We start from the raw sequence: 13,996 nt of genomic DNA, 5'->3' as shown, positions 1-13,996 counted from the left end.
AGGAATTAGAAATATTATATTAAGATTAAATCACACCTTTAAATTTATAATAAGAAATTAGTTAAGTAATAAATTATAGTATTCCATTAAGTTATATTACATTAATTAAATACCTAAGTCAACGCTATTAGTCGTTAAAAGAAGAAAAAAAGCAAATTACGCTCATTTTGCGGTTTTTTAACTATCTTATACTAATGGATTTAAACCTGCTATGCAATTTACTACAGAATAAAAATACCTCCTAAGAAGGAGGTATTAAAATGCTTCTATGCAATATTTTCTAATAATTTTCTTACCATCTTCACTTTTAAAATACTGAAAAAGATCCTTTAAACTGTCTTCTTTCTCTTTAGAATAATACATTTTTATTGGAATCCTTAGAAAGTAAAGTTCATTTTGTAAATTTGATTTAGTAATTTCAATACCATTTAATTTTAAAAATTTACTTTCTTTATTATACCACTGTCCAGGTATAAATCCTATAGAATTTTTATTCTGAGCAACAAAATTCTTCATCTCTTCTACACTTGATACATATTGAGTGCTATTACCCATTTGTTCTTTTACAGGAGTATCCATTATCCTTATGTTAAATCCCTGCTGGGCTGTATTTAACATATTTTTATATGCTACAGGTACTATTGTTTTTGATTCACCATTTAATTTTTCCCAGTTTACTATATTTCCAGTATATATTTTTTTTAATTCCTGAGTTCCCACACCATCCACTTTATTGCTAGCGTTAACAATAATCCCTATTCCATCACAAGCTAGCATGTCAGCTTCAATCTCCTTCTTATCTGGCTGAACATATCCAATTAAAACATCCCCTTCAGAATTATCTAATTTATTAAAAGCACTTTCTTTCTCAGCAGATTCCACAGTAACTGCATGCTCATTATTTAAATTATAATCACGTGCTAAATCATTTACCAAAGGAAAAACTGTGTCTTCACAAATTATTTTAATGCTTTTGGACTTTTTTTCTTTGAATTCTGCACCTTTTTTACACCCTGTACTTAGCATTATCATACTAACGCAAAAAAATATAAAAAAATTTTTTAGTTTTTTTTTCTTCATAATCACAACTCCACTACAATATTTTAAATTTGTATTTATTGTAGTTTTTGTATTTTATCTAAAAACTATTCGTTTAAATTAATTTTTTCACCAGTAACTAGATAAATTGTCCATTCACATATGTTTGTTGTATGGTCAGCAATTCTTTCTAGCCACTTACAAATGAATATAAATTGAGTAGCTTGATTTACTGTATTTTGATCTTTAATCATTAATTGTAGTAGTTCTCTAAATACTTCCTTATATATAGTATCTACCTCATCATCCCTTTTGCAAACTGCATAAGCCTTTTTAACATCTCCTGCCACATAGGCATCCAAGGCATCTCTTATCATAAGCACTACTATTTCAGCCATTTTAGGTATACTTACTAGTTGCTTTACATACTTTTCATCTTTTAATCTTAATGTGATTTTAGCAACATCAACGGCATAATCAGCCATTCTCTCAAGGTCCGTTACTATTTTTGTCATAGTGAAAATATTTCTTAAATCTATTGCTAAAGGCTGCTGCATAGCGATTAATTTTATTGCTTTATCTTCTATTTCTCGCTCCATTTCATCAACTATGTCATCATTCTTCATTATTTTTTTAGCTTTTTCGGTGTTTTGAGTAACTAAGGCATCGATGCAGTCATAAATTTGTTTTTCTACTATGCTTCCCATTCTAATTAAATCATTATGAAGCTCTTGAAGATTCGCTTCAAATACTTTTCTTGCCATTAAATCACCTTCCTTATTATATTTTAGCCAAATCTTCCTGTAATATAATCCTCTGTTCTTTTATCTCGAGGTTTGTAAAAAATCTCCTCTGTTTTTCCATTCTCAATGATTTCTCCATTTAAGAAAAATGCTGTATAATCAGAAATCCTACCTGCTTGCTGCATATTATGCGTAACAATTATAACTGTATACTTTTTTTTGAGAACATCCATTAATTCTTCAACCTTTAAAGTTGAAATAGGGTCTAATGCTGAAGTTGGTTCATCCATCAGTAAAACCTCAGGTTCTACTGCCAAAGTTCTAGCTATGCATAAACGTTGCTGTTGTCCACCAGATAATCCTAGCGCACTCTTTTTAAGCCTATCTTTTACTTCATTCCAAAGTGCAGCTCCCTTTAAACTATTCTCTACAACTTCATCAAGTTGTTTCTTATTAGTTAGACCATGAATTCTGGGTCCATAAGCCACATTATCGTATATTGACATAGGGAAAGGATTAGGCTTTTGGAATACCATTCCTATTTTCTTTCTTAAATCTATAACATCATAATCTGGATTGTATATATTTTTATTTTCGTATAATACTTCTCCATCTATTTTAACAGAATCTATTAAATCATTCATTCTGTTTATAGTACGTAAAAATGTCGATTTACCACAACCTGATGGTCCTATAAGTGCAGTAACAGAATTTTTTTCTATATTAATGTTTACATTTTTCAGTGCTTGAACGTTGCCATAATATAGATTTAGATTCTTTGCTATAACAATTCCCATATTATACCCTCCTTATTTACTTCCTGTATGAGATTCATACAATTTTTTCCCAATTACCCTTGCAGATACATTAAATATAAGCACTGCAATTATTAAAACTGCTGAAGCTCCATTTGCTATCTTAGTAGCATCAGGTACCATCCCTTCAGAATTCAACTTCCATATATATACAGATAAGGTTTCAGCGGGCCTTAATAAACTATAAGCTGAAGCTTTACTAGTTAAACTTAAATTAGTAAAATTCAAAGTTGGTGCACTCATACCTGCAGTATATAGTAATGCCGCTGCTTCTCCAAATATTCTTCCCGCTGCCAGTATAACACCCGTTAGAATTTGAGGCATTGCAGATGGCAATATAACATTTTTAATAGTCTGCCATCTAGTTGCACCTAATCCTAAGCTTGCTTCTTTAACACCAGACGAAGCGGCTTTAATAGCATTTTCACTAACTCTAGTAAGTCCAGGTAAATTTATTATAGTTATAGCTAATGCTCCAGCAATAAGAGAATATCCCCATCCTGTCATATTAACAAACACTAAAAGTCCAAATAGACCAACTACTATAGACGGTAGAGATGCCATAGTCTCAATACTCAATCTAATAATATTTAATAGCTTGCCTTCTTTTGCGTACTCAGCTAAATATATTCCAGCCCCTACACCTAGTGGCACTGTGATTATAAGTGTTACTACAAGCAGATGTAACGAATTATATAATTGACGTCCAATCCCTCCACCGGCTTCACCAATTTGGGGTTCTCCAAATATAAATTTTAAATTTAATGATTGCCTTCCATTATATAGTATATATCCTATGAGGCTTACGAGTAAAAGAATTACTAAAGCAGAAATTATATATAAAACTATGGTTGCTATTTTATCTTTAACTTTAGAACTCATTATACCTCACCTCTTCTTCCAAGTTTTCTAATTATAAGTATAAATACAAAGGATATTATTAGTAATAATAATGCCATTGACCATAACGCATCATTCCAAGCTGTACCATAGATTGTATTTGCCATATCCATAGTAAGTATGCTTGTTAATGTAGCTGTGGTTCCGAGTAACCCCTTAGGGAATGCTACTGAGTTTCCTATAACCATTTGCACTGCTAATGCTTCTCCAAATGCTCTTGAAACTCCGAGTACTATACCTGTTAATATTCCACTTTTAGATGCAGGAATAATCACCTTAATTATAGTTTGCCATCTAGTTGCTCCAAGTCCATAAGATGCCTCTATATAATCTTTGGGTATGGTTTTTATAGCATCAGACGCAATACTTGTGATTGTTGGCAAAATCATTACGCTTATAACTAATACTCCTGCGAGTAAACTAAAACCAATTCCTCCGAACCAAAGCTTAATAATAGGCACTAAAACACTTACACCTATCCAACCATAAACAACTGAAGGTATTCCCACAAATAACTCTATGGCAGGTTGAAGAACTTTTGTGCCAAGTTTTGGTGATACTACATTCATAAACACTGCTAAAGCTACCCCTATCGGTGCACTTACTAGCACTGCAAGGAAAGACACTGCTGAAGACCCAAGAATAAATATCAAAGTTCCAAATTGAGGAGGTAAAGATTCTCCCCCCACCTCTGGATTCCACTCTCCAGAGAATATAAAATGAAATATTGAGTATCCGTGCTTTATAAAGGTATTTAATCCTTTAGTCGTTAGGAAAAATATGATTGAAAAAGTAAGAATAACTATAACAGCACCACAAAATGTTGCAAATCCACGTCCTAAATATTCATTCTTTAGTTTTAAAAATATTTTTTTCATAGCATTTTTTTTCATATCATTGTACCTCAAAAAAATTATTTTAACGATATTCCAGAAGGAAAGTCCCCCTACCTTCTATAAATGTGGACTTACTACCCTAACAAAAATGAAACTTCGGCGAGGTTATAAATCTCCTTCTGAAGTCGTTAATATTGTAGAACCGAAAGTGATAATTTAATGCAAAATAAGACCGGTTTTACCCAGCATTTAGAGAATATTAATCTCTTTTAGCCTTCATATCTGCCATTGGAATATACCCTAATTTTGTTATACCTGCCTTCATTTCATCACTTACCATATAATCCAAGTATGCTTTTGTTATTCCTGTAGGTTCACCTTTGGTATACATATGTTCATATGCCCAAATTTTATATTTATCTGTGCTTATGTTCTCTGCATTTGCAGAAACACCATTAATTTTCAGTACGGTTAAACCCTCTTTATTAGCCTCATCAGCGAAGTATGATAATGCTAAGTAACTTATTGCCCCATCTGTTTGTTTAATTGCTTGTTTAACAGCTCCGCTCGAATCTTGAGTTAAACCAGCGACTTCTTCCTTTTTATCCAGACCAAATTCTTTAAATGTTACTCTAGTTCCTGAAGATTTTGGTCTATTTATAACAGTGATTTTCATGTCAGCTCCGCCAACTTCTTTCCAGTTTTTTATCTTACCTGTAAATATATCTATTAATTGAGCCTTTGTTAAAGATTCAACTTTAGATTTTTGATTTGTTACTGCTGCAATTCCTATAACACATACCTTATTGTCTTTTAATTTAGTTGCGTCAATTCCTTCTTTATCTTTTGCATAAATATCTGAATTTCCTATTTCTACACTACCTTCTAATACTAATTTAAGTCCAGTACCACTACCGCCACCTTGAACATTTACAGTTGCTCCTGGGTTTTTATCTAAAAAACTCTTAGCACCTAATTCAGCTAAAGGCTGAAGTGATGTTGATCCTGCTGCTGTTATTGTACCTGATAACTCATTTTTTTTAGTCTCAGTTTTAGGTGCAGTTTTACTTGAACAACCCGTGGAAATTCCTGCTGTCATTGCAACTGCTAGTGCAGCGACCATTAATTTTAAGTTTTTTCTTTTCATTGATAATTCCCCCGTTCATTTATTTAGATTGTTTTATTAGCTACTCATTACACTTATAATATTATACCCCGAAAGTTAACTTTGTATTAAGGCAAAGTTAACTAAAGTTTAGCTAATGTTAATTAAACTTTACAATGATAAAAATAAAGCTATCACGTTAATAACGCGATAGCTTTATTTTTATTTAGCGTACGGAATTTCAACTATAAATTTACTGCCTGATCCTAGCTGACTTTCCACATATATTTTTCCATTTAATTTAAGTACTATATGCTTAACAATAGCAAGTCCTAATCCAGTGCCACCTTTTGATCTTAAACGAGCCTTATCCACTCTGTAAAATCTCTCAAATATACGTGGAATTTGTTCTTTGTCTATTCCAACCCCAGTGTCCTTAACCCATAGCATGCATCTATCATCCTTGCTCTCCATTCCAATGCAAACACTATCTCCAGTTTCTGAGTAGTTTATTGCATTATCTACTAAGTTAATTAACATTTGTTTAAACCTATCAGCGTCACCTATCACTTCTTTTACATTTCGCTGATCAACCTTTAACTTGATTCCTTTTAATTCTGCTATGTTTTTCATTAAGTTGTAGACATTTTCTACAATTTTATTAATATTAATTTTTTCATTTTTAACTTCCTTTTGTTGTTCTATATGTGAAAGTGTTAAAATATCTGTACTTAATCTAGTTAATCTTTCAGCTTCTTCATTGATTATATTTAAAAATTTTTCCTTTGTGTCAGCATCATCAACATATTTTAGAGTTTCTGCAAACCCTTTAATAGAGGTTAAAGGCGTTTTAAGCTCATGAGAAACATTAGCAACAAATTGTGTTCTCATATTTTCCAATTTTTTCACTTCTGTAATATCTTGAACAACTGCCACAGTGCCTATATGTTCGCTTCTGTTAATTATATCTGTAGTTTTTATTCTAAGTTCTCTTTCTTGTGGCCAAACTATCTTTATTTCCTTATAATCATTATCACTTTGGTGGAAGATATTTTCTAATTCAAAATCCCTTATATTATCCAGAAGATTCTGCCCTATAATATCTTTAGTGATTCCAAATGTTTTTTTAGCATATGGATTAATCATTATCACTTTATTTTTTCTATCTACAGCAATGACTCCACTATCCATACTTTGCAAAATAGCCTCAAGCCTGTTTTGCTTATCGGTAACTTCATTCAATGTAGACTCTAGTTTATCCGCCATCTCATTAAAATTCTTAGCTAGTTGTCCTATTTCACCATCTGATAATACTCTAGCTCTTCTATGAAATTCGCCCTTACTAATTCTTGAAGTAATAAAAATCAAGTCGGTAATTGGTTTTACTATAATATATGATAGTTTTAGAGAAAACCAAATTGACATTATTGCTGAAAAAATTATGGCTAAGATGTAAAGCTTAAAATATTTACTGCCTAATCCATTTACAATTTCAAGAGGCATAGAACTTCTAATAATAAACCCATCACCAAAAGTGGTTGCAAAATACATCATATTCCGATCAGTAGATTTACTATATCTCACTGTAAATCCACTGCCGCTTTTTCTTGCGTCTTTTATTTCTTGCCTATCATTATGATCATCCATAGTTTCCCCGCTTATATTTGAATCATAAATAACTTTACCATTTTTATCAACATAGGTAACTCTTAGCTGCGAACTTTCTAAGTTCTCCATAAAAAATTTCTGAGGGTCTCTTAAATTATTACTTTGCAATAATCTAATAATCATATTGTTATTAATTTGAAGCTTCCCTTTTAGATTTTGCTGATATTCATAATTAAAAATAGACGTGAATAATGCAGTTACTACCACAAATATAAAAATCACAGTGCTTAACAAATATATAAGTAATTTTTTTTTCATAATTACTCTCCAAAATTAAATCTATATCCTATGCCCCTAATAGTCTGGATATACATTGGATTTTTATCATCTTCTTCAATTTTTTGCCTTAAATGTCTTATGTGAACGTCAACAGTTCTTGTTTCTCCTAAGTATTCATAACCCCATATTTTATCTAATAAAAAGTCTCTAGTCATAACTCTTCCTTTATTCTTTATCAAAATTTCCAATAGTTCGAATTCCTTTAATGTCAAATCAATTTTGATTTCACCTTTAATAACCTCGTGCTTACCAAAATCAATAGTCAAATTTCCAACACTAAAAGACTTTTCAGCTACTTGCATATTGGTTCTTCTAAGCATGGCTTTGATTCTTGCTACTAGCTCCCTTACTGAGAATGGCTTTGTAATATAATCGTCTGCCCCTAACTCTAGCCCTATTATTTTATCTATTTCTTCTGCTTTTGCTGTTATCATTATTATTGACATATTTGACATAGATGAATCTTTTCTAATTTCCTTACAAACATCTAGGCCATCCATTCCAGGTAACATTAAATCTAGTAACATCAATTGCGGCAATTGTTCTTTAGCAAGTTTTATAGCATCTATACCATTATTAGCACACATAACTTTATAACCATTCTTCTCCAAATTAAATTTAATTAACTCTTGTATATGTTCCTCATCATCAACCACTAATATTTTTTCTTCAGCCATGTTAATCCCTCCATATTTCAGCGTTAGTTTATTGTTTTAAATAAACAATAATACATTTTCTTTTGTTTATTATTACTAGCCTTAATATTACTCTAAATATCCTCACTAGTAAACTGTTCTATTACTTACCTGATAGTTTCATATCATCAGCCTCTAATATATTTAGCTGCTACGTCATAATTTTCTCGTAGTTTTTCAAAAAAAAATTATAAAAAAAATGCCTAAGGGCATTTTCATTCCTTAGACATTAATTTCCTTATCTCTTCCATGAATGTATTAATATCTTTGAATTGCCTATAAACTGAAGCAAACCTCACATAAGATACCTCATCTACATTTTTTAATATGCTCATAATGATTTCTCCTATATAATCTGATTTCACTTCTGTAAGCATTTCATTGTTTAACTGTTTTTCTACTTCATCACAAATAGCTTCTATTTGTTTTCTTGACACCGGCCTCTTTTGGCATGCCTTCATAAGGCCATTTAATATTTTCGTTCTGTCAAAATATTCTCTATTAGAATCCTTCTTTATTACTAAAATAGGTACATCTTCCACTTTTTCATATGTAGTATATCTCTTAAAACAACTTAGGCACTCTCTTCTTCTTCTAGTTGCAATATTCTCATCTGTTGATCTAGAATCAACTACTTTACTTTCTTCACAGCTGCAATATGGACATTTCAATGGCCTTCACGTCCTTTTCATAGTATAGTTAGCAAATATACTAACATTATACACTTTTTCCTATTCGTTTTCTATATTTACATCACTACCATCTACAAGAATAACATCTACCCCAATTTTCTTTACTTTTTCCCAAGGTATCTCAACACTATTATTTTTATTGAACCAAGATGACTTTTGGGTTGGCATTAGGATTGAAATAATTCTATAGTCTTCACAATCAACTTTTAAATCTTTGATATATCCCATTTTTGAGCCTGAACTTATATCTATAATTTCCATCTGTCTTAAATTATTTATTGCAAACATTAAACTTTCCATTTTGTTCACCCCCAATAAGTTTTCATAAACCCTTTTTTTAAACCAGCTAGTCACTACTCTAGTCTATTTTTAGAGGCCTAGCACTTTATATTATTTATATTCATAAGTTATTAAAAATATTATTTATAATTAGAACATTTCTTTATTTGTTTCATTTTGCTTAATATTTAATCTTCAAATAATAACTTTTAAAATCGGTTTCTAAAATAAATTTATAAAAAGGGTCCTACTTTGAACTGCCCCCTGTCAAGTAGACAGTGGAAATAATTAAAGATTTTATGTAAGGCGTCTATCATTTGGTAGGCGCTTTATTTATGCTGCATTACCTAATAGATATCGCTGATATTCCATTGGTGTCATGCACTTTAAACGTTTTTGATAACGTCTATTATTATAATATTCTATATAGTCTTCAATCGATTTCTTTAAGCTTTCATAGTCTTCAAATTTATGAAGATAATACATTTCTGTTTTTAAGATTCCCCAAAATCCTTCCATTGGACCATTATCAATACAATGCCCAACCCTCGACATGCTCTGTATCATTCCAGCTTTTTTTAGTTTTTCTTTAAATATTTTTGAAGTATACTGGAAACCTCGGTCACTATGAAATATTGGTTTAGCATCAGGGTATACTTTAACAGCAAGATTAAAGGTTTGATAAACCAATTGGTTATTATTAGAATGACCAATGACATATGAAACAATACTTCTATCACCTAAATCAAATATTGCACTTAGATAAGCCTTTTGTCCACTTCTCCCATATTTAAACTCGGTTACATCTGTAAGCCATTTTTTATTGACTTGTTCTGCTTTAAAATTTCTATCCAAAATATTTTCTGCAGTAACTTCAGGAGTTGACTTAATATAATTATATCTTTTTTTTCTGCATACGGATTTTAATCCTAATATCTGCATCAGACGATAAATTCGTTTATAATTAACTTTTTTATTATATTCTCTACGGATTTTAATCGTCATCTGGCGATAGCCTAAGATACCGTCTTTTTCCTCATATAACTCACAAATAAGCTTTAATAATTCTTCGTTTTTCAATACTCGGTTACTTTTTTCTCTGTGTAGCCATTTATAATATGCAGAATGGCTAACGCCGCCTATAATGCACAACTCAGTTATAGGAAATTTATCTTTGTTAGATAATTCTTGGATTGCAAGATAAGTATCTTCGTATCTAGCTTCGCTTAATATCGCCTTCTTTCTATCTCTTGGATTTTTTTTAGAAGAGCATTCTCCATCCGTAATCTTCTATTTTGTGCTTCTAAAAGCTTGTATTGAGCTTTTAGCTTTTCATCTTCTGTCATTAACTCTTCAGCCTTTGGCTTTCCACGTCGGTCCAAAAGCCCTTCAATACCAAACTGATTATACTTCTTCATCCAGGTATAAATCTGAGGATAAGATACCTTATATTTTTCAACAGTTTTATTATAACTGTTATTGTTTTCAATACAGTACTTTATGATTTCAATGCGTTCAATATAAGAAGTTTTGCGTCCTTTGGTCATGATTATTTTTCCTCCTGTTCCAGAAGATTTTATGTTTTCATGACCATTATACTTCTTTATCCAATTGCATAAAACTGTATTTGACGAAATATGATACTTAATGCATAAATCATTCAGTGAGCCATGCCCATCAAGATATTCTTTTACAATGTTAATCTTGATTTTGGCAGTATAAGAAGTATTTTTGCTAGAATGTTTTAACCCAGCTTCACCTTCTGATTTATATCGTATTACCCATTTTTGAAAAGAACTCTTATGTACTTGAAGTTTGTTGCATAAACTTAACATACTAGCTTTTCCATTTAAATATGATGTTACAGACTTAATTTTTTGTTGGTCTGATATAGTTGATTTTCTTCCCATAAAAAAATAGCCCTCCTTATAGTAAACAGTTTTATTATTTTAACTGTCTACCATAAGGGGAGCATATCACTTGCGGCCCCTATACCATTTTATTTATTTCTTTTTGTAATCTTTTTATTATTCTTTTTTCAAGCCTTGAGATATAAGATTGTGATATTCCAAGTATATCAGCCACTTCTTTTTGTGTTTTTTCTATGGTTCCATTTAAGCCAAATCTTAATTGAACAATTTCTTTTTCTCTTGAATTTAAACGTTGCATAGCAAGCCAAAGCAATTGTTTATCTACATCTTCTTCAATAATATTATAAACCACATCGTTGTCCGTTCCAATAATGTCTGAGAGCAGCAATTCATTACCGTCCCAATCAACATTTAGAGGCTCATAAAGAGAAATTTCTGTTTTAATTTTACTATTTCGCCTAAGATACATTAAAATTTCATTCTCTATACATCTTGAAGCATATGTAGCTAGCTTAATGTTCTTTTCAGGATCAAAAGTATTAACTGCTTTTATAAGCCCTATGGTTCCTACAGAAATTAAATCTTCAACATTTAAGCCTGTATTCTCAAACTTCCTTGCTATATATACTACCAGTCTTAAATTTCTTTCAATTAAGGTAGCTCTCACCTGCTTATCACCTGTATCTAATTTAACTACTAACTCATACTCTTCATCCTTAGTTAAAGGAGGTGGCAATGCATCGTTCCCTCCTATATAAAACAAATTGTTTGAAAATATTTTGAATTTAGCAAATAACTTGTTTAACATCACTTTAAAATTGAACATAATTTCCTCCCCATCTATATTATTAGCACATAGCGATCATTTCCTATTAAATCATCTAACTGAGTATCCCTCTAGACATAAGAGCGTTATAGTCATTATCTTTGCTTAATTTATACTCACAAAATGCTATAATTACATCTCTTGTTTCAACATTCTTTTTATCAATATGAATATTAATATACTGTGGTTTAAACCCTATAAGCCTTCCATTAGTGCCATTCACTACATTATAAGGAATAAAGTAAGTGTTGTTTCTTTCTAACAAAATTTCGCTTAAAATATCCCGTTCAACAATTAATACTGGTAAGTTGGTAGCAGGTTCACGAAGCTCATTTCCAGTATCTAAAAATGCCTTAATAGTTTTTTTATAGCTTTTATTTATTATATCAACAGTGTATATAAGTGTTGATATTTTTTTTCTATCTCCAATAAAAATCATGATCCTGTATATCAATATATAAATTATCATTACTGAAAGCATTAATTTTTCGTAAGGAAAATTTATTATGATTATATCAAATGACATATTTTTACTATTGTTCATTTGTATAAATAAACACATTCCAGCTAAAAGTATTGAATATAATATAAATATTAAAGAAGCCTTAATATTGAATAAAATGTTTTTTTCTCTAAAAACAATTAAAATCATCGCGACTGGTACTAATATTTTAAAAGGCAAATATGTCAAGTATCTAAGCTTTGGATAGACTACTGTTAATACATATAAGCTGCCTATAAAACTTGAAAGACACATCCATATAAGATTTACTCTTTTTCTTAATGTTTGAACTGTAATATGCAATATGAATAGATTAACTATAAAATTCACTAATATAAGGACATCTATATATACTATCACTTGCTCTTCCTCCTTTAAAATTATTATATAACTTATGCAATCAAAATTTTGTCATTTTTTACAATATTTTTTTATTTTTATTCTTCTATAAATCACCATTTTTTCCCATATTGTGTTAGGAAATACAACGTAAAAAAAAGGACCATTCCTTATTAATTCACCACGTTAACTAGCCCCTCTAAAACGACTTAAGTTAACTCAGTGAATTTGCATAGAGATTATGTCCTATTAGCAATTAAAATTGCCCTAAACGCAAATAAAGTGCCAAAAGGCACTTTACTATTTATTACTTGCTTTGTCTTCTTAAAAAAGCTGGAATTTCTAAATCAGAATCTCCATACTCTTTAGTATATGCAACTTCTTCAATAGGATTAACTGGTTCTTTTACTTTAGGCTTTGGGACAGTTTTATTTTGCACAACTTTGTCACTTTCAAAACCAGTTGCAATAACTGTTATTCTTATTTCATCTTTTAGGTCTTCATCTATAACTGCACCAAATATAATATTAGCGTCTGGGTCAGCTGCACCTTGTACAATTTCCGCAGCCTCATTTATTTCAAGTAAACCTAAGTCCATTCCACCAGTAATATTTAAAAGTACACCTGTAGCACCGACTATAGAAGTTTCTAGTAACGGGCTTGAAATAGCTTGTTTTGCTGCCTCTTGAGATCTATTATCACCAGAGGCTCTACCAACACCCATATGTGCAAGACCTTTAGCAAGCATAATTGTTCTCACATCTGCAAAATCTAAATTTACAAGACCGGGTATAGTAATCAAATCAGATATACCTTGTATACCTTGTCTTAAAACATCATCTGCCATTTTGAAAGAGTCCATCAATGTAGTTTTTTTATCTACCATTGTTAATAATCTTTCATTTGGAATTGTTACTAAAGTATCAACTACTTCTTTAAGCGTTTTTATTCCGATTTCAGCATTAATCATTCTTTTTCTGCCTTCAAAAGGGAATGGTTTTGTTACAACTCCTACAGTAAGTATTCCCATGGATTTAGCGATTTCTGCAACTACAGGTGCAGCTCCAGTACCTGTACCGCCTCCCATACCTGCAGTAATAAATACCATATCCGCCCCTTTTATTGCTTGAGAAATTTCTTCTTTACTTTCTTCTGCTGCTTTCATACCTATTTCTGGATTAGCGCCTGCTCCTAGCCCCTTAGTTAACTTATCACCAATTTGAATTTTTTGAACTGCATGAGAAAGAATTAAAGCTTGTTTATCCGTATTTATCGCTATAAACTCCACGTTTTTGAGTCCCTCTATAATCATTCTGTTTATAGCATTGTTTCCTCCGCCTCCACACCCAATTACTTTAATTTGAGCAAATTCTTGAACATCAACATCAAAATCTAGCACAACACTACC

Annotated in this window: 15 protein-coding genes; all 15 read right to left on the bottom strand. The window is 31.0% G+C overall.

Going from position 1 to position 13,996, the window contains the following annotated elements:
- Positions 1-255 precede the first annotated feature (255 nt).
- Positions 256-1,080 carry a substrate-binding domain-containing protein gene (locus tag ACWJJ2_RS03315; protein WP_220320203.1) on the bottom strand — a complete coding sequence of 275 codons (825 nt, stop codon included), beginning with the start codon at positions 1,078-1,080 and terminating at the stop codon, positions 256-258.
- A gap of 65 nt (positions 1,081-1,145) precedes the next feature.
- Complete coding sequence (gene phoU / locus ACWJJ2_RS03310) at positions 1,146-1,802, bottom strand: phosphate signaling complex protein PhoU (protein ID WP_220286569.1); 657 nt, start codon at positions 1,800-1,802, stop codon at positions 1,146-1,148.
- A gap of 23 nt (positions 1,803-1,825) precedes the next feature.
- A complete protein-coding gene (gene pstB / locus ACWJJ2_RS03305) occupies positions 1,826-2,578 on the bottom strand; it encodes a phosphate ABC transporter ATP-binding protein PstB (RefSeq protein ID WP_165413525.1) in 753 nt (250 codons plus the stop codon).
- 12 nt (positions 2,579-2,590) lie between these two features.
- Positions 2,591-3,478 (bottom strand): phosphate ABC transporter permease PstA, encoded by an 888-nt coding sequence (gene pstA, locus ACWJJ2_RS03300; protein WP_220286570.1) that lies wholly within the window; start codon positions 3,476-3,478, stop codon positions 2,591-2,593.
- A complete protein-coding gene (gene pstC / locus ACWJJ2_RS03295; RefSeq protein ID WP_462953819.1) occupies positions 3,478-4,389 on the bottom strand; it encodes a phosphate ABC transporter permease subunit PstC in 912 nt (303 codons plus the stop codon). Before pstC ends, pstA begins: the two co-directional genes overlap by 1 nt.
- 202 nt (positions 4,390-4,591) lie before the next feature.
- A complete protein-coding gene (locus tag ACWJJ2_RS03290; RefSeq protein ID WP_462953818.1) occupies positions 4,592-5,479 on the bottom strand; it encodes a phosphate ABC transporter substrate-binding protein in 888 nt (295 codons plus the stop codon).
- 180 nt (positions 5,480-5,659) lie between these two features.
- Entirely contained in the window at positions 5,660-7,363 is a 1,704-nt protein-coding gene (gene pnpS, locus ACWJJ2_RS03285) for a two-component system histidine kinase PnpS (protein ID WP_165412724.1), read from the bottom strand.
- A gap of 2 nt (positions 7,364-7,365) precedes the next feature.
- Entirely contained in the window at positions 7,366-8,061 is a 696-nt protein-coding gene (locus tag ACWJJ2_RS03280; RefSeq protein WP_165412725.1) for a response regulator, read from the bottom strand.
- 233 nt (positions 8,062-8,294) lie between these two features.
- A complete protein-coding gene (nrdR, locus tag ACWJJ2_RS03275; protein ID WP_165412726.1) occupies positions 8,295-8,750 on the bottom strand; it encodes a transcriptional regulator NrdR in 456 nt (151 codons plus the stop codon).
- A 60-nt stretch (positions 8,751-8,810) separates the two neighbouring features.
- Entirely contained in the window at positions 8,811-9,071 is a 261-nt protein-coding gene (locus ACWJJ2_RS03270) for a YlmC/YmxH family sporulation protein (RefSeq protein ID WP_165412727.1), read from the bottom strand.
- Between the two features lie 312 nt (positions 9,072-9,383).
- Complete coding sequence (locus tag ACWJJ2_RS03265; protein ID WP_253198320.1) at positions 9,384-10,202, bottom strand: IS3 family transposase; 819 nt, start codon at positions 10,200-10,202, stop codon at positions 9,384-9,386.
- 74 nt (positions 10,203-10,276) lie between these two features.
- Positions 10,277-10,960 carry a helix-turn-helix domain-containing protein gene (locus ACWJJ2_RS03260; RefSeq protein WP_462953817.1) on the bottom strand — a complete coding sequence of 228 codons (684 nt, stop codon included), beginning with the start codon at positions 10,958-10,960 and terminating at the stop codon, positions 10,277-10,279.
- Between the two features lie 79 nt (positions 10,961-11,039).
- Positions 11,040-11,747, bottom strand: coding sequence for an RNA polymerase sporulation sigma factor SigE (gene sigE / locus ACWJJ2_RS03255; RefSeq protein WP_165412728.1), 708 nt, complete (start codon positions 11,745-11,747; stop codon positions 11,040-11,042).
- A gap of 55 nt (positions 11,748-11,802) precedes the next feature.
- Complete coding sequence (spoIIGA, locus tag ACWJJ2_RS03250; protein ID WP_165412729.1) at positions 11,803-12,609, bottom strand: sigma-E processing peptidase SpoIIGA; 807 nt, start codon at positions 12,607-12,609, stop codon at positions 11,803-11,805.
- 286 nt (positions 12,610-12,895) lie between these two features.
- Positions 12,896-13,987: a cell division protein FtsZ gene (ftsZ, locus tag ACWJJ2_RS03245; protein ID WP_165412730.1), complete on the bottom strand. Its 1,092-nt coding sequence runs from the start codon at positions 13,985-13,987 to the stop codon at positions 12,896-12,898.
- Positions 13,988-13,996: the final 9 nt, after the last annotated feature.

The organism is Clostridium sp. CM039 (assembly GCF_055081075.1).
This window is presented reverse-complemented; position numbering and strand designations above follow the sequence as displayed.

Bases quoted from the DNA above. Each gene is read 5' to 3' on its own strand.
- ACWJJ2_RS03290 (WP_462953818.1), bottom strand. From the start codon at position 5,479: ATGAAAAGAAAAAACTTAAAATTAATGGTCGCTGCACTAGCAGTTGCA.
- ACWJJ2_RS03270 (WP_165412727.1), bottom strand. From the start codon at position 9,071: ATGGAAAGTTTAATGTTTGCAATAAATAATTTAAGACAGATGGAAATT.
- pstC (WP_462953819.1), bottom strand. From the start codon at position 4,389: ATGAAAAAAAATGCTATGAAAAAAATATTTTTAAAACTAAAGAATGAA.
- ACWJJ2_RS03280 (WP_165412725.1), bottom strand. From the start codon at position 8,061: ATGGCTGAAGAAAAAATATTAGTGGTTGATGATGAGGAACATATACAA.
- sigE (WP_165412728.1), bottom strand. From the start codon at position 11,747: ATGTTCAATTTTAAAGTGATGTTAAACAAGTTATTTGCTAAATTCAAA.
- pstB (WP_165413525.1), bottom strand. From the start codon at position 2,578: ATGGGAATTGTTATAGCAAAGAATCTAAATCTATATTATGGCAACGTT.
- phoU (WP_220286569.1), bottom strand. From the start codon at position 1,802: ATGGCAAGAAAAGTATTTGAAGCGAATCTTCAAGAGCTTCATAATGAT.
- ACWJJ2_RS03315 (WP_220320203.1), bottom strand. From the start codon at position 1,080: ATGAAGAAAAAAAAACTAAAAAATTTTTTTATATTTTTTTGCGTTAGT.
- pstA (WP_220286570.1), bottom strand. From the start codon at position 3,478: ATGAGTTCTAAAGTTAAAGATAAAATAGCAACCATAGTTTTATATATA.
- pnpS (WP_165412724.1), bottom strand. From the start codon at position 7,363: ATGAAAAAAAAATTACTTATATATTTGTTAAGCACTGTGATTTTTATA.
- ACWJJ2_RS03260 (WP_462953817.1), bottom strand. From the start codon at position 10,960: ATGGGAAGAAAATCAACTATATCAGACCAACAAAAAATTAAGTCTGTA.